Annotated in this window: 18 protein-coding genes; 12 read left to right on the top strand and 6 right to left on the bottom strand. The window is 53.5% G+C overall.

Annotated features, from left to right (window positions below; genetic code table 11):
- Nucleotides 1–121: 121 nt before the first annotated feature.
- The 4 genes from FAP39_RS13680 (at nucleotide 122) to FAP39_RS13665 (ending at nucleotide 2,613) form a co-directional block, all read left to right on the top strand.
- Complete coding sequence (locus FAP39_RS13680; RefSeq protein WP_281280265.1) at nucleotides 122–814, top strand: LamG-like jellyroll fold domain-containing protein; 693 nt, start codon at nucleotides 122–124, stop codon at nucleotides 812–814.
- Between the two features lie 13 nt (nucleotides 815–827).
- The gene (locus tag FAP39_RS13675) at nucleotides 828–1,133 is read left to right on the top strand and encodes a hypothetical protein (protein WP_138016957.1); all 306 of its coding nucleotides are present in this window, start codon (nucleotides 828–830) and stop codon (nucleotides 1,131–1,133) included.
- Nucleotides 1,133–1,648 (top strand): hypothetical protein, encoded by a 516-nt coding sequence (locus tag FAP39_RS13670; RefSeq protein ID WP_138016956.1) that lies wholly within the window; start codon nucleotides 1,133–1,135, stop codon nucleotides 1,646–1,648. Before FAP39_RS13675 ends, FAP39_RS13670 begins: the two co-directional genes overlap by 1 nt.
- Before the next feature lie 134 nt (nucleotides 1,649–1,782).
- Nucleotides 1,783–2,613 (top strand): DNA adenine methylase, encoded by an 831-nt coding sequence (locus FAP39_RS13665; protein WP_138016955.1) that lies wholly within the window; start codon nucleotides 1,783–1,785, stop codon nucleotides 2,611–2,613.
- Nucleotides 2,614–2,700: 87 nt separating this feature from the next.
- Here the strand turns inward: FAP39_RS13665 and FAP39_RS13660 are convergent, their stop codons facing one another.
- Nucleotides 2,701–3,264 (bottom strand): hypothetical protein, encoded by a 564-nt coding sequence (locus FAP39_RS13660; RefSeq protein ID WP_138016954.1) that lies wholly within the window; start codon nucleotides 3,262–3,264, stop codon nucleotides 2,701–2,703.
- A 369-nt stretch (nucleotides 3,265–3,633) separates the two neighbouring features.
- Between FAP39_RS13660 and FAP39_RS13655 the strand changes: the two genes are divergently transcribed.
- The 3 genes from FAP39_RS13655 (at nucleotide 3,634) to FAP39_RS13645 (ending at nucleotide 5,526) form a co-directional block, all read left to right on the top strand.
- Nucleotides 3,634–4,062, top strand: coding sequence for a DUF2852 domain-containing protein (locus FAP39_RS13655; RefSeq protein WP_138016953.1), 429 nt, complete (start codon nucleotides 3,634–3,636; stop codon nucleotides 4,060–4,062).
- 117 nt (nucleotides 4,063–4,179) lie between these two features.
- A complete protein-coding gene (locus tag FAP39_RS13650; protein ID WP_138016952.1) occupies nucleotides 4,180–4,629 on the top strand; it encodes an RDD family protein in 450 nt (149 codons plus the stop codon).
- Between the two features lie 78 nt (nucleotides 4,630–4,707).
- Nucleotides 4,708–5,526: an arginyltransferase gene (locus FAP39_RS13645; protein ID WP_138016951.1), complete on the top strand. Its 819-nt coding sequence runs from the start codon at nucleotides 4,708–4,710 to the stop codon at nucleotides 5,524–5,526.
- 93 nt (nucleotides 5,527–5,619) lie between these two features.
- Here the strand turns inward: FAP39_RS13645 and FAP39_RS13640 are convergent, their stop codons facing one another.
- From FAP39_RS13640 to FAP39_RS13630, 3 genes are all read right to left on the bottom strand, one after another.
- Complete coding sequence (locus FAP39_RS13640) at nucleotides 5,620–7,974, bottom strand: TRAP transporter large permease (protein ID WP_138016950.1); 2,355 nt, start codon at nucleotides 7,972–7,974, stop codon at nucleotides 5,620–5,622.
- 17 nt (nucleotides 7,975–7,991) lie between these two features.
- Nucleotides 7,992–8,906 carry a TRAP transporter small permease subunit gene (locus FAP39_RS13635; protein WP_138016949.1) on the bottom strand — a complete coding sequence of 305 codons (915 nt, stop codon included), beginning with the start codon at nucleotides 8,904–8,906 and terminating at the stop codon, nucleotides 7,992–7,994.
- Nucleotides 8,907–9,001: 95 nt separating this feature from the next.
- Complete coding sequence (locus FAP39_RS13630; RefSeq protein ID WP_138016948.1) at nucleotides 9,002–10,084, bottom strand: TRAP transporter substrate-binding protein; 1,083 nt, start codon at nucleotides 10,082–10,084, stop codon at nucleotides 9,002–9,004.
- A gap of 245 nt (nucleotides 10,085–10,329) precedes the next feature.
- Here FAP39_RS13630 and FAP39_RS13625 point away from each other — a divergent pair, with 245 nt between their 5' ends.
- From FAP39_RS13625 to ilvN, 4 genes are all read left to right on the top strand, one after another.
- Nucleotides 10,330–11,754, top strand: a complete 1,425-nt coding sequence (locus FAP39_RS13625; RefSeq protein WP_138016947.1) for a cache domain-containing protein — start codon at nucleotides 10,330–10,332, stop codon at nucleotides 11,752–11,754.
- Entirely contained in the window at nucleotides 11,751–12,395 is a 645-nt protein-coding gene (locus FAP39_RS13620; RefSeq protein ID WP_138016946.1) for a response regulator transcription factor, read from the top strand. Before FAP39_RS13625 ends, FAP39_RS13620 begins: the two co-directional genes overlap by 4 nt.
- 357 nt (nucleotides 12,396–12,752) lie before the next feature.
- The gene (locus FAP39_RS13615; protein ID WP_138016945.1) at nucleotides 12,753–14,507 is read left to right on the top strand and encodes an acetolactate synthase 3 large subunit; all 1,755 of its coding nucleotides are present in this window, start codon (nucleotides 12,753–12,755) and stop codon (nucleotides 14,505–14,507) included.
- A gap of 11 nt (nucleotides 14,508–14,518) precedes the next feature.
- Nucleotides 14,519–15,082 carry an acetolactate synthase small subunit gene (ilvN, locus tag FAP39_RS13610; protein ID WP_138016944.1) on the top strand — a complete coding sequence of 188 codons (564 nt, stop codon included), beginning with the start codon at nucleotides 14,519–14,521 and terminating at the stop codon, nucleotides 15,080–15,082.
- A 67-nt stretch (nucleotides 15,083–15,149) separates the two neighbouring features.
- Here ilvN and FAP39_RS13605 read toward each other — a convergent pair whose 3' ends face one another.
- On the bottom strand, nucleotides 15,150–15,524 hold the full coding sequence (locus FAP39_RS13605) for a S1 domain-containing protein (RefSeq protein ID WP_138016943.1): 375 nt from the start codon (nucleotides 15,522–15,524) through the stop codon (nucleotides 15,150–15,152).
- Nucleotides 15,525–15,748: 224 nt separating this feature from the next.
- Between FAP39_RS13605 and FAP39_RS13600 the strand changes: the two genes are divergently transcribed.
- Nucleotides 15,749–16,564, top strand: a complete 816-nt coding sequence (locus tag FAP39_RS13600) for a helix-turn-helix domain-containing protein (RefSeq protein WP_342777190.1) — start codon at nucleotides 15,749–15,751, stop codon at nucleotides 16,562–16,564.
- A gap of 114 nt (nucleotides 16,565–16,678) precedes the next feature.
- Here the strand turns inward: FAP39_RS13600 and FAP39_RS13595 are convergent, their stop codons facing one another.
- Complete coding sequence (locus FAP39_RS13595; protein WP_138016942.1) at nucleotides 16,679–17,455, bottom strand: DUF2189 domain-containing protein; 777 nt, start codon at nucleotides 17,453–17,455, stop codon at nucleotides 16,679–16,681.
- Nucleotides 17,456–17,484: the final 29 nt, after the last annotated feature.

Genomic DNA, 17,484 nt, shown 5'->3' with positions numbered 1-17,484 from the left:
TCACGCTTGAACTCATCTGTAAATCTAATCCCTGACATCACTGTCTCCTTGCTTCCAAAATTACCAAACAAGGCGTCTACAATTCTAGGGGCTATTCAGCGGGTAGCAAAACAACAGCTATCTGGAGCACCCCAACCAAAGCGATCTCGACTTTGGCACCGGGGATTTCTGCATCATGAGCTGGGTCAAGACCACAGACACGGGTCTGCACGGGCTGTTCACCAGCAGTGATCAGATCGGTGGTATTTTTGGCACCTCTTATCTGACCGGCCTGTTTTCCTCTGGCAAATTACAGTTTCGGATCTCGGACGGGACCCATACGGCCGCATTGGATAGCCATCCATATTACGTCGACGATACTGGCTGGGTGCTGGTGGCCATGGGACGCCGAGACGGGATGTTCTTCACCAACGTAAACGGATCAGACGAAAAGACCGTGGCCGTTCCCGCAGGCATGACGGTCTCGGCCCCCTCCGGGCTCCGCATCGGACAGTTCTATTGGGACGGCCAATTCTGGTCTCAACCTCAAGCCCGCTACAGCCTCTGGCGCGTCAGCGCATCCGCGCCGTCGGCCGCGCAGATCAAGGCCATCCACGACATCGAACGCCTCTGGTTCCAAGCAGGTGCGGCCATCACCATCGGCGGCTCATCCAGCAACGTTCTGGACCTTGCGGTCGATCCCGTCACCGACCTGCGCCACATCCTTACCCAGGACGGCCACACCGTCATGACCCCGCAAGGGCTGCGCACCGCGTTCACCCCGGGCAGTTGGACCAAAGTGTCGGCCTTTGATGGCGACATCATTCTCACCTAATCAGGAGGCTCAAATGGGCACAAAACACAAACAGCCCCTCAACCTGCGAGACACCTTGGCAAACTTGTCTGCAGGGATTCTGGGCGTGCAGACGCGGCTCAAATCCCGGAACACTTTCTGGGTGTCCGGCGATGGCGTGACCACAACATTCCCGCTGCCGGTTGGATGGAAGCCGGTCAACGTATTTGTCGATGGTGCCCTGTTCCGCCCTGGAGCTGGCGAGGATTACACCGTCGCATTTGACGGTCAGGTTCATGCGGTCAGGCTGGCTGTGGCCCCTGCAGCTGTGGATATTGCCATTCTCGCGGAGGAGAGCTGATGACCATCTTTATCCAAAAGGGCGATGCCCCGATGTCGGTGCGTCAGGCCGTCAAGCGCGGCTTGCGGTACTTTGAAGCGCAAAAACAGCAGTATCTGCGCGAGGCGGGTCTTTTGACCGATGATGCGGATTATAAGGCGTGGGCGGCACAATGGCTGAGTGACAATGCGGTGAACGGGGCCAACAACCAGTTCAATCATCAGCTGGCCGCCTATCGCGCGGCGCTGGCGCGTCTGGCACAATATAGATCGGCGACGGGGCGTGCGCTGGTCACGCAAGAACGCGACACAGGTGCACTGGATGACAGCGGCAATCCGGTCACAGAAACGGTTGTGGTGCAACCCGCAATTGCCCCTCTTCCGGCAGAGATAGAACAGGCCATCATTCTGCCTGAAACGGGCGCACAAACCGGCACCGAAATGGTGGCAAATCCGGCCATCGTCCAAGACGAGGCCGAGCGCGCCGCCGCCCAAGCCGTGATTGACGCCACACCACCAGAGGTCAAAGCCTTTTAAGGGAGGTCAGAGGGGCGTTGCCGCCCCTCTCACACGGGGAAATTCTGACAGCCCCCCGCCGACCAAAGCTCGTTTATGGTCGCTCTCCCCCCGATTGGGAGGAGACACCTGTTTGGAACGATTCGATTAACAACATGCAAACACCCCCTCAAACACCTGTGACGCCTATCTCCCCTGTGGCACCTTGGTTGGGCGGCAAGCGCAATCTGGCCAAGCGGATCACCGCAATTTTAGATCGCACACCGCACACCACCTATGCCGAGCCCTTTGTGGGCATGGGCGGCATTTTCCTGCGCCGATCCATGCGGCCGCGCGCTGAGGTGATCAACGATCTGGGGCGCGACATTGCCAATCTGTTTCGCATTCTTCAGCGCCATTATCCGCAGTTCATTGACTGCCTGAAGTTCCAGCTCACAACACGCGTGGAGTTTGAGCGGCTGGTTGCGATCAACCCCGAGACCCTGACCGATCTCGAACGCGCAGCGCGGTTTTTGTATCTTCAGCGCACGGCCTTTGGCGGCAAGGTCAGTGGTCGCAATTTTGGTGTCTCCGCAGATCGTCCTGGACGGTTTAATCTTTCGACACTTGAGCCAATGCTGGAGGATGTGCATGCGCGCCTGTCAGGCGTGGTGATCGAGTGTCTGACCTATGCTGAGTTCATTCGCCGCTATGACAAGCCTAAGACGCTGTTCTATCTGGACCCGCCCTATTGGGGCTGTGAAGATGATTATGGCAAGGCGATGTTCTCAGCTGAAGATTTTACCACTTTGGCGGAACAGCTTCACCAGATCAAAGGGCAGTTTCTGATGTCCATCAATGACACACCCGAGATACGGGGGATTTTTGCAGGGTTCCAACTGACGCAAGTCGAGACGACCTACACAGTTGGCAAGACCAACGACAAACGCCCAAAGCGCGCAGAGCTGCTGATCTCAAACTTCAAATGGGATTTGAAAGGGGATTAACCGGCGAACAGCGACCCCCGCTGATCTTTATGCGGTGGTCTGCTAAGCGGACGGAGCGGACATTTGGGCTTGCCTCAAACTTCTGTACTACAGATCAAAAGGAGCCATTTGGTCGCCCTTTTCCAATTCACCCAAGTAGTATTCAAGATTATTTGATACTTTTTCAAGGACCTTCGGAAGGTAGGGCAAAAGCGCTGAAAAACTCTTGGCATTGGAATTCGGACCACCGTGATAGTGGCGGCAATGATCTATTAGGCTCCGCCGTTCTTGCTCGCTAACAAGTAGGAAAGGGTCTCGGTCATTGTAATCATGCAAGTTTGATAGGTGAATGAATGAGCACCCAAATAAATACACTGATCTGGCCCAGCCGTGAAGTTTGCGCGCAAGTTCAACCATTTCTCTGTCTGTAACGGGTTTTTTCGATCCCTCACGCAGCCACCTTTTTCCGTTAACGGAAGCGTGAATGAGGTTTTCCCTGCGTTGTTGATCTTGTGTAAGCAGATAGATCACTCGAACCATTGAGTCCAATTCCTGACGCAAGACGGAGATCATCTGCCCGGATAGCCCAGATTCGCTCAGCAAGTCCATCGCTCTGCGGTGCTCTGCCGATCTGCTGCGAACCTGCCGGGTGAAAACTTCAATGTCAGACACTATGGACCTCCGAACTACACCCCTTATGTTTTGTAAAATAACAGAAGTGGGAGCAACGCAAGGACTCAATGTCACTTCGGGCTCCTTGCCGCCATTCGCCGCTGTTATGAGAGGAAAAATCAATCTGGATGTCTGCTCTCAGTTTGTCAAAAACGGTTTGCTGCAAATATCTCTGTTCAAGTTTGCAAAAATAAGTGTCGCGCTACAGTCGCGCTACAACAGCGCTACAACAAATTATTTGTTTAGTATCAAAACACTAAGCAAATAATGTAAAAAACATTTACATACACCATTGCAATACGACGCGTCACACCCAATCTTGGTAATGTGAAAGGCATTCACATACACATAAAACCAACGGAGACCCAAATGACACCTTCTGCCACCATCACCCCCGCATCTGGCCCTGCTGGCTGGTTTTCACGTAGCGAGGCTTGGCTTGACGGCAAGGGCAAGGGCGCATGGATCGCAGCAATGGTCCTCGGCTTTGTCTTCTTCTGGCCAGTCGGTCTGGCCCTTCTGTTTTATATGATCTGGAGCAAACGCATGTTCAACAAATCCTGTAGCCGCCGTACATCCCGTCATTCACGCATGCACACCATGCACTCTACCGGCAACGCCGCGTTTGACTCGTATCGCGATGAAACACTGCGCCGTCTCGAAGAAGAGCAAGGCAACTTTGAAGCCTTCTTGCAGCGTCTTCGGGATGCCAAAGACAAAGCTGAATTCGACGAATTCATGGGCGAACGCGCCAAAGCCGCAGCTGCGGATCGCGACGCCCCCAAAGCCGAGGCTTAAGTAGACTTGCGCCCCTTCCTTACGATCAGAAGGGGCGCCGCCCATCACCGCAAACCCCTGAACGGGCTTGCGGTTTGATAAGTTCCCCGACACATATATCAGAAGTAAGAGAGCCAGATGTCGTTCCGAGATTTCACCCTACCTGACCCTGACATGCAGCCGGAGTTTTATTCGGAGGTGCCAACCAAGCGCCTTATTGCGTGGGTCGTCGATATGATTTTGATCGCCCTCGCCTGTGTTGTCATTTTGCCGTTTACGGCATTCACAGGTATCTTTTTCTTTCCGTTCCTGATGCTGGTGATCGGCTTTATCTATCGGGTGGTCACTCTGGCCACGGGATCAGCCACGTGGGGCATGCGCTTTGCATCCATCGAGTTTCGGGATCGTACTGGATCCCGCTTTGATCTGGGAACGGCGTTTTTACACACGCTGGGCTATCATGTGTCACTCTCTGTCTTTCCGCTTCAGATTCTGTCGATTATTCTGATGCTGACATCCTCGCGTGCACAGGGCTTGACCGATCACGTCATCGGATCTGTCGCCATCAACAAAGCTGCACGATACTAACCCGCTTGTCAATAAACGGGGCTTGGCCTTGGCGGTCTCTGTTGCTAACGTCAGTTGCGAACAGAGACCCGAGGCCCAATGCGTCATACCCTGCCCCTTGCCCCACAGTTTTACGTCACAGCACCGCAGCCGTGTCCGTATCTGGATGGGCGAATGGAACGAAAACTGTTCACAGCATTGCAAGGGGATGACGCCACAACATTAAACAATGCACTGTCTCAGCAAGGGTTTCGCCGATCGCAAAATGTCTTGTACCGCCCGTCTTGCACGGATTGTTCTGCGTGCCTTTCGGCGCGCATTGACGTGTCACGGTTTACACCAAGCAAGAGCCAGAAACGCATATTGCGCCGCAATCGTCATCTTCAGCGTCGGGCGACGTCGCCTTGGGCAACCGAAGATCAATACGCGCTATTTCGCACATATCTCGATAGTCGCCACGCCGATGGCGGCATGGCTGACATGGATGTGTTCGAATTTGCCGCGATGATCGAAGAGACCCCTATTCGCAGTCGCGTGATCGAATACACAGATGACGTGTCAGGGGAATTGATTGGCGTCAGCCTCACCGATGTGCTCGAAGACGGCCTCAGCATGGTCTATTCGTTCTTTACACCTGAGCTACAGCGCCAAAGCCTTGGCACGTACCTAATTCTGGATCATATCGAGATCGCTCGCGAGGCAGGTCTGCCCTATGTCTATCTTGGGTATTGGGTCCCGGGCAGCCCCAAGATGGGTTACAAAGCCAAGTTCTCAGGGCTTGAAGTCTATACCGCCGGAAATTGGCAGCGCCTTGGCGATCCGGAAATTTTCGCAGCCTCCCTGCATCCCCTGTCAACGGATCCAATTGCCGAACAGGTTGCGAATATTTCGCTGCCCGATACGCGCGCAGGCCGCTAAGGTCGTCAGGCCACTTTCGTTTCATCTTGATCCGACAAAAACATCAGGGGCCCCGAAAGGCCCCTGAAAATTGTCATGTATGTGTGTCCCAGATCAGTTCGGGATCAATGCCGGCAGGATGGTCACGATGGACGGGAAGAACCACAAGATTCCCAACCCGACGACTTGGATCAACACAAAAGGAATGACCCCTCGGTAGATGTGGCCCGTGGTTACTTCCTTGGGCGCGACGCCACGCAAATAGAACAGCGCAAATCCAAAGGGTGGTGTCAGGAACGACGTCTGCAAGTTCACCGCAATCATGATGGTCACCCATTTTGGATCAAAGGTGCCGCCATAGATGACAGGGCCGACAATCGGGATCACGATGTAAATGATCTCGAGGAAGTCCAGCACAAATCCCAAGACGAACAACACCAGCATCACAATCAGGAAGACCGTGAATTCATTGTCGAACGATTTGAGGAACCCTTGGATATAGTGCTCGCCACCAAAGGAAATCACCACGAGGTTCAAAAGCTGAGAGCCAATGAGAATGGTAAAGACCATTGAGGTTACTTTGGCCGTTTCGCGTACAATCGGCGTCAGAACCTTGCCGCGGAACAGCACCCAACACCCGTACAAGATGCCGAACATGGCAAACAGATAGGTGAATTTGGCAACCGCAAACGCGATCCAGTTTTCGACCTCGACGACGGATTTACTGACGCGCAAATCAAAGTTCACACCCACCAATATCATAACGATGATAGCAAATGTGGCCCAGATGATGATCGCACCCGACCGTTCCTCGTCTTGCAGGCGACGGTATGCCGCCAGCATGATGGCACCACCTGCCCCAAGCGCCGCAGCAGGCGTCGGGTTGGTAATACCGCCAAGGATCGATCCCAGCACCGCAATAATCAGAACCAACGGTGGGAACACCACACGCAATAGTTCATTCTTACCCAGCAAGCTGGCCGCATAGTGGCACCCGTAAAACGTGAGCCCCAAGGGGATCGCAATGAAGAGCACCGTCATGCCCGGTGTGGTCGTCGGTGCAATCAAGAATGCATCCACGGCCAAGCCGAGCAAAATACCCGCACCACCGATCAAAAGCGGTCTGGTATCAGAGGTTGGCGACACACCGCGCGCAGTTGTCAGAACCAGTGCCAACAACAAGAACCCGATTGCCAATCCAGATCCAACAGGCGCTGCATCTTTGACTTTGGCGATGAACGCAGCCGTGCGCTCTTCGTCAGACAAAGCACGTGCTTCTTTCACACCACCTGCAGCGTCAATCTCGGTCTGTTCGGCCACGGCCGCATCCCATGCGGATTGACCATGCAGATCAAGCATCGAGGCAGCACATTCTTCGCTAACTTTGGTGCGCAAAGATGCGGTTTTGCCTGCATCGGAGAAGCTGTCGACGGTGACGTCTTGGCTGCCCACAAGTCCAACATTGCTGAGGCCAATAAGACCGACGACCAACAAAGCAGGCACCCCAAGGAACCATGTCAAACCATGATTTTTGCCGATCACTTCGCTGTTTGTGTCGCCAAATTCCACGGCAGGTGCCTTGGACGGGTTCAGCAACGCATACCCAAAGGCATACAGACCATAGAGCACCGCCAGCATGATCCCTGGCAGCAACGCCGCCTGAAACAACGTGCCGACGGACACAACCGCTGGTTCGCCAAGATACGTCAAAGCATCTGAACACCCTGCAACCTGCGCCCGTGTTTCCTGAGCCGCAGAATACAAATCGCCTGCCAATGTGCCCAACAGAACGATCACGATCGATGGCGGGATAATCTGCCCCAATGTGCCCGAGGCTGCGATTACCCCGGTGGCCAATTGTGGCGAATACCCATGGCGCAGCATTGTCGGCAACGACAACAGCCCCATTGTCACAACCGTTGCACCGACGATCCCGGTGGAGGCTGCAAGAAATGCACCCACGACCACAACCGACACGGCCAAGCCACCCGGAAGTGGGCCAAACACACGCGCCATTGTTGTCAAAAGCTCGTTGGCGATTTTGGAACGTTCAAGCGTGATGCCCATCAACACGAACATCAACACGGCCAAAAGCGTTTCAATGGATTGACCAGCCAACACACGTTCGTTCATGCGGTTCACAATAAACGACAGGTTCCGGTCCATGGCGGTTTCCCAACCACTTGGAAAGATCGGCTCGGCGATGCGCGGAAGGTCAGGATATCGGAAAACCGAAATCGTATCCGATTTGATCCCCTGCGAGATCAAATCCGCATACATCCCCGACGACGTGTCGATAGCTTGGTGGATCAGGATACCCGCACTGTCCAGTGCTGCGATAATCCCGAAAGAAATGATCCCTGCCCCTCCGATGGCGAACGCCACGGGAAACCCGGAGAGAATGCCTCCGAAAAGGCAGAGAAAGACGATAATCAGGCCGATTTCGACCCCATCAAGTCCGAATAGCATAGTATCTGCCCCTTAAATCAGTGTGTGCCTTCGTAGGCTTCTTCACCTTCACCGAGCGTATCACGGTCAAGATATTTGCCTTCGCTGGCCATGCCTTCTTTCCATTCTAGGAAAGACCGGTAGAAAAATGCGATTGCCTGCAAGAACACCATGCCCGCAAAGGCCACCAATAGCATTTTGAACAAGAAATAGCCGTTAAACCCGTTCGGCGAGAAGCCGATGGTTTCCACATTCCATTTCAGAATGCGCGCCTTTTTCATCAACAGATCAAGCTTGTCACTGGCAGAGACTTTGGGCGTCATCAGGTGCCGCCACATAAAGTACCAACCATACATCCATGTCAGGACAGCCGCAGGCATCATAAAGACAAGAGACCCGAACATATCGATGATCTTTTTGGTCTTGTAGGACACAATCGAATACACCAGATCCACGCGCACATGCCCGCCTTGTACAAAGGTGTATGTCGCACACATGGTCACAATCATGGCGTTATAGAATTTCAGTTCTTCGGCCCACCAGCTCACATCTTTGGTCAGGAAATCCACCTGATAGATCAGGGATATCTCTGCGACCGTAAAAATGCGCTGCATAAAGACAATGACGATTTGCTGGAGCACCATAAGCAGGCCAGCCCAAGCAAAGAACCGCCCCAGAGTGTTCGCAAACCCTTCAAGAACGCGGACACACCCCCACATGACGGAATTCCGCCACAGGCCGATGCCGGTGATAATTAGGAAAGTGGTAAAAACCACAAAGAAGAACTCGACCGAGCCACCATAATACACAAAGCGCATCAGGGCCTGTTTGTCTTCAAAAGTATCGAGTCCGGTGATCCAAGCCAACCAGAGCGACGGATGCGTAACTGCATATCCGAAGTTCACAAAGGCTTGGCCAATGTTCGTGAAGAACCAGACAAAAGCGTCCAGCATTGTCCCTCATCCCCTTATTGTTTTTTTGAGATGCGCTGTCGCGACTTTGGTAAGGGCCCCCTTTGGGGAGCCCTTTTTTGCGTCAGCAAATAGGCTTAGCCCAGAACGCGGTCGCGTTGTGCGCGGTAAACGCCTTCGGATTTTTGAATCCAGCCAGAAGAGGCTTTCATAGAAGACATGTAGCTGTCGTGGATCTTTTTATAGATCTCGTCGCCCATGTTTTCAGCATGCACTTCGGCAGAAGCTTTACCAAATGCATCCCAAACACTGTCAGGGAATTCCAGCGTTTTCACGCCAGCTGACTGCAGACGCAGCAAAGCCGCACCGTTGTTGTTCAGGAATTGAGCAAGGTTCCACTGGTGTGTTTCAGCAGAAGCGATCTCGATGATCTTCTGGTGTGCAGGAGACAGCGAGTCAAAGACTTCGCGGTTCGTTGCAACCGAAAGACCTGCGCCTGGCTCGTGGAAGCCCGCAGTATAGTAGAACTTGGTGATTTCTTGGAAACCAGCTTTTTCATCTGCCCAAGGACCGATCCACTCTGTGCCGTCAATCGCGCCAGAAGCCAGTGCTTGGTATACTTCCGAACCCGGAAGGTTCTGAACAGATGCGCCCAGCTTACCAAGAGCTTTGCCACCAAGACCCGGCATGCGGAACTTCAGACCGTTAAAGTCTTCAGGGCCATTGATCTCTTTACGATACCAACCGCCAGCTTGTGCGCCGGTGTTGCCGCCCAAGAAAGACTTAAGGCCAAAGATTTCGCCCAGCTCGTCGTGCATTTTCATGCCGTCGCCGTGATAGTACCAGTTTGACAGCTCTTGAGCCGACATACCGAACGGTACCGATGTGAAGAATGCGTACCCAGGGTGCTGGCCTACAAAGTAGTAGTCCGCGCCGTGATACATGTCTGCCTGACCGGCTGTTACCGCATCGAACACTTCGAATGCGCCAACAAGTTCACCAGCAGCTTTGACATCCACAGTCAGCATGCCATCTGACATTGCTGTAATGGTGTCGGCAGTGCGCTGCGCAGCGTCAAATACGCCCGCCAGACCACGGCCCCAAGTGGTGACCATAGTCAGAGTGCGCTTACCAGATGCATATGCTGGTGCAGCCAACGTCGTGGCAGCGGCAGCAGAGCCACCAAGTGCAGAAGTTTTTAGAAAAGAACGACGATCCATAGAGTTCTTCCTCCCAGAATTAGTACAGCCTGCGGCCTCGTTGAGCACACAGACGGATCGTTGCAAGTGTGAAGAGACTAGCTTTGGTCCCCCACATAGGGAATACCTAGTATTGCGTAGAAAAGCACAAAGGTGTCTCTTTTAAGCAATCAGACCCTCCGCAATACTTGGTATTTTTGCGCGTTTTTGGGGCCTTTCCTGATTCCACGCTTTGATTCGCGCCCAAAGCAACGTATCGAATCACCATGCGCCGCCTTCTTGCTCTTCTGCGCCTATCTTATGGGCAAAAGCTGTTCTTACTTGCCACGCTCCCGTTGATTCTGGCGGTTGCGGCGATTTCCATTATTGTGGCCAATCAATCGCGTGAATTCGCCGAACGCGAGATCAAGGCACTTGAGACACAGTTGATCGAAGCAAAGAAAGCCGAGCTCAAGAACTATCTGTCGATTGCGCGCACCGCATTTGTGAATATCTATGGCCGCGCCGCTCCGGATGATGCCCAAGCAAAGCTCGCTGTGACACAAATCCTGTCGTCGATGTTATACGGCCAAGACGGGTATTTCTTTGTCTTTGACTATCAAGGCAACAATCTGGTGAGCCCGCGGCAGACCTATCTGATTGGAAAAAACTGGCAGGGCCTTGAAGACCCGAACGGTATCAATATCACGGATTCTCTCATTGAAATCGCGCGGCGCGGCGGCGGGTATCACACCTATGACTGGACCAAGCCCTCTTCCGGTGACACGGCGCGTATGGTGACCTATGTGGTCGGGCTGCAAGACTGGCAGTGGGCCGTGGGTACTGGCATTTTCATTGACGATGTGTTGGAAACCGTTGCGTCATCACGCGCCGAAGTCGAAGCCCGCGTGCGGCGTACATCGCTCTATATTGTTGTTGTCACCATCACGGCCCTCGTCATGGTCTTTATGTCAGGCATGTTCATCAATATCCGGGAACGACGCCTTGCCGATGCAAAGCTCAAGGAATTGACCCAGCGGGTTTTCGATGCTCAGGAAGAAGAGCGCGGCCGCGTGGCGCGCGAACTTCATGATGGCATCAGCCAGCTCTTGGTCGGTGTGCGCTATGCGTTGGACAGCGCACGTCGGCGCTTTATTGCAGGTGACACGCGCGCCTCTGAAACACTGGACAAGGGCATCGACCATTTGTCCGGAGCCATTCAAGAAGTACGCAGAATTAGCCGCGACCTGCGCCCCGGGGTTCTGGATGATTTGGGATTGGGCCCTGCCCTCAAGGCTCTGACCGAAGATTTTGGCATCCGCACCGGTATTGAAACACAATTCAACACCGTGGTGTTCCGTAACCGGCTAGATCAAAACGCCAAGATCGCGCTGTATCGGATCGCCCAAGAAGCACTGACCAACATTGAGCGGCACGCAAATGCCACCAAAGTTTCGATTGATGTACGCGGGCACACCAAAGGCGCCACCTTGCGCATAGCGGACGACGGTCAAGGCATCGAGCCTGACGCATCGTCACATCCCGGATCGGGGCTTGGCCTTCGCAACATGCAGGAACGCGTCGAACAACTAGATGGCACGCTAAAAATTGTTTCCAGCCGATCTGGCACCGTAATTGTGGTACAAGTTCCCCTAAGCCATATGCTGCAACCCGAAAAACAATCACCTGATACCGGAAAGGCCAGCGCATGAATACGCATACCCGAGTCGTTATTGTCGACGACCACCCAATGGTCGCCGAAGGCATTCAGGCCATTCTGGAAAGTTATGACGACATCGAAGTTCTTTGCGCGCTCTCGAATGGGCGCGAGGCAGTCGATCGCATGGCCGAACTCAATCCGGATGTCATTCTGATGGATTTGAACATGCCCGAAATTGGCGGGCTCACCGCAACCGAAATGCTGCTAGAGGCAAATCCAGCCACGCGCATTCTCATTCTGTCGATGCACGACAGTCCAGAATATATTTCCACTGCCTTAAGCCATGGCGCGTTGGGCTACATCCTCAAAGATGTTCCGACCGAGGAAATCAAAACCGCAATTGACACTGTTATGCGCGGAGAGCGGTACTTGTGTACAGGCGCCAAGGGATCTTTGGAGCCACCAAGCGACAGCAGTCGTGAACAACTCACGAGCCGCGAGCAAACCGTCCTCTTGCAGCTGGCCCAAGGCAAATCCAACAAAGAAGTCGCAAGTGAGCTGAACATTTCGGTGCGCACAGTTGAGACGCACCGCAAAAACATCAAACGCAAGCTCGGCATAAGCTCGACGGCTGGATTGACCCGTTATGCGCTCGAGCATGGGGTTCTTCAGGGGACAAGCCTTGATCTGTAGTGTCAGCATCGCCCGCGCAGTCGGCCCAAGCTGAAGACGTCAGTAGCCTGCGACATTTTCGCGTTATTTCGAAAATCAGATGTTGGGCGCAACTATTGGAAAGAATCCACACCTATCTGAGATATTTTGTCCAGAACAGCGCTCGAAAATTGCATATTTCGCTGTTGACGCCCCGCCGAGACAGACATAATGTCCGCTCACGCACAAAAGGGGCTTATTCAATGGAGACGCTAGTCGTCATCGTGGAAAATTGGCGCATGGGCCGGTAACGGACACCATATTGGTACCCCATGCGCCTCCGAGTAAGATCGGGGGCTTTTTTGTGAGTGAATTGTGACGTTGAAAACGGAGAGACAAATGACACGTCAGATGACCGGAGCGAGAATGGTAGTGCAGGCCCTGAAGGATCAGGGTGTGGACACAGTGTTCGGATATCCCGGCGGGGCTGTGCTTCCCATCTATGATGAGATTTTTCAGCAGAACGATATTCGCCACGTTCTCGTACGTCACGAACAGGGTGCTGTACACGCTGCCGAAGGCTATGCCCGCTCAACCGGCAAAGTGGGGGTGGCTTTGGTTACCTCCGGCCCCGGCGCGACCAATGCGGTCACCGGCTTGACCGACGCGCTTTTGGATTCCATTCCTATCGTAGTGCTCACCGGCCAAGTTCCGACGTTTATGATCGGGTCTGACGCCTTTCAAGAAGCCGACACAGTGGGCATCACCCGCCCCTGCACCAAACATAACTGGCTGTGTAAAGACACTGATGCGTTGTCTGAGACCATTCATCAGGCCTTTCATGTGGCGCGCTCGGGCCGCCCAGGTCCGGTGCTGATCGACATCCCAAAGGACGTTCAATTTGCCAATGGCGAATACTCTCCGCCTCAGGCCACGAACACATCCAACTATCAACCTCAGCTTAAGGGCGACATCGAGTCCATCACTGAGTTGGTAGAAGCACTCGAAAGTGCTGAGCGTCCCGTATTTTACACTGGCGGTGGCGTGATCAATTCGGGACCTGCTGCGTCGCAATTGTTGCGAGAGCTGGTGGACGCAACCGACATTCCAATTACGTCAACGTTGATGGGCCTTGGGGCTTATCCAGCGTCTGGCAAGAACTGGTTGGGCATGCTGGGTATGCATGGCCTGTACGAAGCCAACATGGCGATGCACGGGTGCGACCTGATGATCAATATCGGAGCCCGATTTGATGACCGCATCACCGGTTTGCTTGACGCGTTCAGCCCCGGCTCAAAGAAAGCGCACATCGATATCGATCCATCTTCGATCAACAAAGTGATCCGCATCGACATTCCAATCGTCGGGGATGTGGGGCATGTTTTGGAAGACCTGCTCAAGGTTTGGAAAGCGCGCGGCCGTAAGACCAACAAAGCGGCAATCGCAAAGTGGAACGATCAAGTCGCACAATGGCGGTCTGTTGATTGCCTGTCTTTCAAACAAGAAGGCAAGATCATCAAGCCGCAATACGCATTGCAACGCCTTGAGGCCCTGACCAAAGACCATGATCGCTATATCACGACCGAAGTTGGCCAGCATCAAATGTGGGCGGCTCAATATCTGAACTTTGAAGATCCAAACCGCTGGATGACATCTGGTGGCTTGGGAACCATGGGCTATGGCACACCTGCATCGATCGGCGCCCAGATGGCCCACCCAGACAGCCTTGTGATCAACGTCGCAGGCGAGGCATCTTGGTTGATGAACATGCAGGAAATGGGCACGGCCATGCAATTCCGTTTGCCTGTGAAACAGTTCATTTTGAACAATGAACGTCTTGGGATGGTGCGTCAGTGGCAGGAATTGCTGCACGGCGAACGCTATAGCCACAGCTGGTCCGAGGCATTGCCCGACTTTGTAAAGCTCGCCGAAGCCTTTGGCGCCAAGGGTATCATTTGCTCTGATCCGGATGATCTGGATGACGCGATCATGGAGATGATCAATTATGATGGTCCGGTGATCTTTGACTGTTTGGTTGAAAAACACGAGAACTGCTTCCCGATGATCCCATCAGGCAAGCCGCACAACGAAATGCTGCTGGGCGAAGCGTCGACGCATGACGCGATCGAAGCTGGCGGCGCGGTTCTGGTGTAAGGAGAAAGAAGATGGCTGCTCTAAAAATCGAAAAAGGCTCGTCCAAGCACTCTGCTTACAATTTACGCCCGAATTTTTCGGACTCTCAGGAAACGCACACATTGGCGGTTGTCGTGGAAAACGAACCCGGTGCGCTGGCGCGTGTCATTGGGCTGTTTTCCGGTCGTGGCTACAATATCGAAAGCCTGACAGTGGCAGAAGTTGACCATCAGGGGCATTTGTCACGGATCACAATTGTGACCAAAGGCACCCCGCAAGTCATCGAGCAGATCAAAGCGCAACTTGGGCGCATCGTGCCTGTCTCGGCTGTGCATGATTTGACAGTAGACGGCCCCGCAGTTGAACGCGAACTTGGATTGTTCAAGGTCAACGGCGACGGCGAGAAGCGCATCGAAGCTTTACGTCTGGCTGAAATTTTTCGTGCGAATGTTGTCGATAGTACACTTGAGAGCTTTGTGTTTGAAATCACGGGTGCTCCTGAGAAGATCGATGCATTTGCGGACCTTATGCGCCCTCTGGGTTTGCTCGAGGTTGCGCGTACAGGTGTTGCGGCACTCTCACGTGGCGCGGAATAAACACGCCCAGATAGCGCATGAATTAAGGGGGCCGCTGGCCCCCTTTTTCGTCTAAAATCAACCAGCTTTATACCGCGACGAGCTCGCGCTTTGCCCGATCTGATTTTCGCGTGGCAAATGGAATTATCTCAGCAGAACACAGCGCGCGTACTGCCCGGTCCTGAACCGCATCATGCTGCACAGCAGGAGATGAAGAAGGCGTATTCTGCAGCCTGTCCGCAAGCCCGGCATAAACCCCCTGCCCAACGCGGCGCGGGTTTTTGGCAAACCGCGTCTGCGTACCTTCGCTAAGATCAAAACGGACAAGATCGCCCTCATCAAGATCAACGAAATCCAGTGGCGTGTCTGTCCCACCGTTAAAGAATGCCAAATCTCCGTGATCTTCACACCAGATCACCGCCTTATTGTCATTACTGTCGCTCCAGAGAACTACGCCAAGCATCTGAGTTCAAACTCCTTTTTGCCTCTAACTGAAGTGTTCCAAAAGAAATCGATTAACGACATCTAAAATTGCGCGTCGGAGACATCGAAATTGTGTCGACATCGCGCACTCTTGATGCCAAACTGCATCTACTTGGCGCGGTATAGCGTCATCAACAAAAATATAATGAAATCAATGCGCGCAGAAGGCGAGCGAAGATATCATTCTACCAACCGGAGAGAGAAGTGAATACCAAGACCGGATCCTCAGATCCGCAAATATCCCCCGCTGAACTGCGGAAGATGTTCGGCGCGAATCTACGAGGGCTTGCCCAGACCTATCCATCGGTGTCGCAACTTTGCCGAGACTTGGGAATCAATCGCACGCAATTCAATCGCTATCTCTCTGGCGAAAGTTTTCCCCGACCCGATGTCTTGCATAGAATTTGTACGTTCTTTGATGTGGACGCACGGATACTGTTGGAGCCCATTGAGAAGCTCTCGATTGACCGCGGTGTGCTAAACCACCCGCTGATCGGGGACTATGTGGGAACCGGTATGACCGATATTCCCCAGGATGTTTTCCCAGATGGGTTCTATCGCTTCTCGCGTCGCAGCTTTACCGAGGCTGAACTCATTATCGTGGGACTTGTGTATGTTTTCCGTGAAGACAAACATACCTTCATTCGCGGATATGAAGCCAAAGAAGCGATGCGCCAACAAGGGTTGCCGACCGATCCGCACACCCGGGAATTTCGCGGAGTGGTTTTGCCGCAAGAAGACGGCGTGGCTGCATTGGTGTCTCACAGCAGAACGATGGCAACGTCCTTCCACTATCTCAGTCGTGTGGCCTCATTCCAGAACCACTACTGGATTGGCTACGCCACACGAACAGTGCGTGAGACTGTGAATGGATGTCGGGCCGCACGTTTGGTCTATGAACACCTAGGAACAAACACCGCTGCCGTCCTAGACGCCGCGCGGTCCGTCGGGTTTTGCACACCAGAGGAGTTGATTCCCTATCATCGGAAATTGCTCCAACTTGATCGACCATTTGCCTGATCTAGGTATGGGCTGACGGCGCATCGCGCCTGACGCCATCCTGTACGGAATGTGACGCGAGTTTCAGAGACAATACGTATGGGCGTCCGCATTCTGGTTGTGCTGACGCCCAACTTATTCTGCGTCTGCCTTCAGCAGCGAATACAGATGCCATGTCGCATGCCCAAGCAATGGCAACGCGATGAACAGCCCAAAGAACCCGGGAATCATCGCAAGGAACGTGGCCAGAGCAATGAAACCTGCCCACATCAGCATTGGAACCGGATTCTCTGTCACAACTTGGAAACTGGCGATCATAGCAGTCACAAAGTCCACTTCACGATCAAGCAAAAGAGGCAGCGACACCACCGTGATCATATAAAGCAATAGCGCGAAAGCGGCCCCGACCGCTGAGCCAAAGAGCAACATCATCAAGCCATTTCCGCTCAGGTAGACTTCAAACGAGCTAGACACATTTGTCATTGTGGATAGCCCCAGAAACAGTGCAAAAATCATGTGCGCCAGAAAAAACCAAAAGAGAAAGACAATGATGATCACCGCACAGATCGACGGGAGCTGACGTTTGCTCTGCCGTCCAATCACACCGAAAATGGCGTAAAGGTCCATCGCCCTGCCCTGCTCAAGCCGTCTTGAGACCTCGTAGAGCCCAACGGCTGCAAACGGTCCGATCAATGGGAATCCGATCGCTGCAAAAACCAGCCAATAGGTTTGTCCAGTGCGCACCGTGATCCACGCGAGAATCCATCCCGCCAACACATAAAATGCTGAAAACACGAGACCATATATGGGTCTTCGTCTGAAATCATGCCAACCGAGACGCAAAGCCTCGCGCAGCATCGCCAGATCCACGCTCCCGAATTCCGGGACACCATGTTTCGGTGTTTCTGGCATCCATCCCTCCCAAAATGTGTGTCAGTTCA

It is taken from the genome of Shimia litoralis (assembly GCF_005518135.1).
Classification (GTDB): Bacteria; Pseudomonadota; Alphaproteobacteria; order Rhodobacterales; family Rhodobacteraceae; genus Shimia_E; species Shimia_E litoralis.
The sequence above is the reverse complement of the archived record's forward strand: the minus strand, read 5'-3'. Positions and strand labels throughout refer to the sequence as shown.

Excerpts from the sequence above, each read along its gene's own strand:
- FAP39_RS13675 (WP_138016957.1), top strand. The coding sequence starts at position 828 with ATGGGCACAAAACACAAACAGCCCCTCAACCTGCGAGACACCTTGGCA.
- FAP39_RS13670 (WP_138016956.1), top strand. The coding sequence starts at position 1,133 with ATGACCATCTTTATCCAAAAGGGCGATGCCCCGATGTCGGTGCGTCAG.
- FAP39_RS13665 (WP_138016955.1), top strand. The coding sequence starts at position 1,783 with ATGCAAACACCCCCTCAAACACCTGTGACGCCTATCTCCCCTGTGGCA.
- FAP39_RS13655 (WP_138016953.1), top strand. The coding sequence starts at position 3,634 with ATGACACCTTCTGCCACCATCACCCCCGCATCTGGCCCTGCTGGCTGG.
- FAP39_RS13650 (WP_138016952.1), top strand. The coding sequence starts at position 4,180 with ATGTCGTTCCGAGATTTCACCCTACCTGACCCTGACATGCAGCCGGAG.
- FAP39_RS13645 (WP_138016951.1), top strand. The coding sequence starts at position 4,708 with ATGCGTCATACCCTGCCCCTTGCCCCACAGTTTTACGTCACAGCACCG.
- FAP39_RS13640 (WP_138016950.1), bottom strand. The coding sequence starts at position 7,974 with ATGCTATTCGGACTTGATGGGGTCGAAATCGGCCTGATTATCGTCTTT.
- FAP39_RS13635 (WP_138016949.1), bottom strand. The coding sequence starts at position 8,906 with ATGCTGGACGCTTTTGTCTGGTTCTTCACGAACATTGGCCAAGCCTTT.
- FAP39_RS13630 (WP_138016948.1), bottom strand. The coding sequence starts at position 10,084 with ATGGATCGTCGTTCTTTTCTAAAAACTTCTGCACTTGGTGGCTCTGCT.
- FAP39_RS13625 (WP_138016947.1), top strand. The coding sequence starts at position 10,330 with ATGCGCCGCCTTCTTGCTCTTCTGCGCCTATCTTATGGGCAAAAGCTG.
- FAP39_RS13620 (WP_138016946.1), top strand. The coding sequence starts at position 11,751 with ATGAATACGCATACCCGAGTCGTTATTGTCGACGACCACCCAATGGTC.
- FAP39_RS13615 (WP_138016945.1), top strand. The coding sequence starts at position 12,753 with ATGACACGTCAGATGACCGGAGCGAGAATGGTAGTGCAGGCCCTGAAG.
- ilvN (WP_138016944.1), top strand. The coding sequence starts at position 14,519 with ATGGCTGCTCTAAAAATCGAAAAAGGCTCGTCCAAGCACTCTGCTTAC.
- FAP39_RS13605 (WP_138016943.1), bottom strand. The coding sequence starts at position 15,524 with ATGCTTGGCGTAGTTCTCTGGAGCGACAGTAATGACAATAAGGCGGTG.
- FAP39_RS13595 (WP_138016942.1), bottom strand. The coding sequence starts at position 17,455 with ATGCCAGAAACACCGAAACATGGTGTCCCGGAATTCGGGAGCGTGGAT.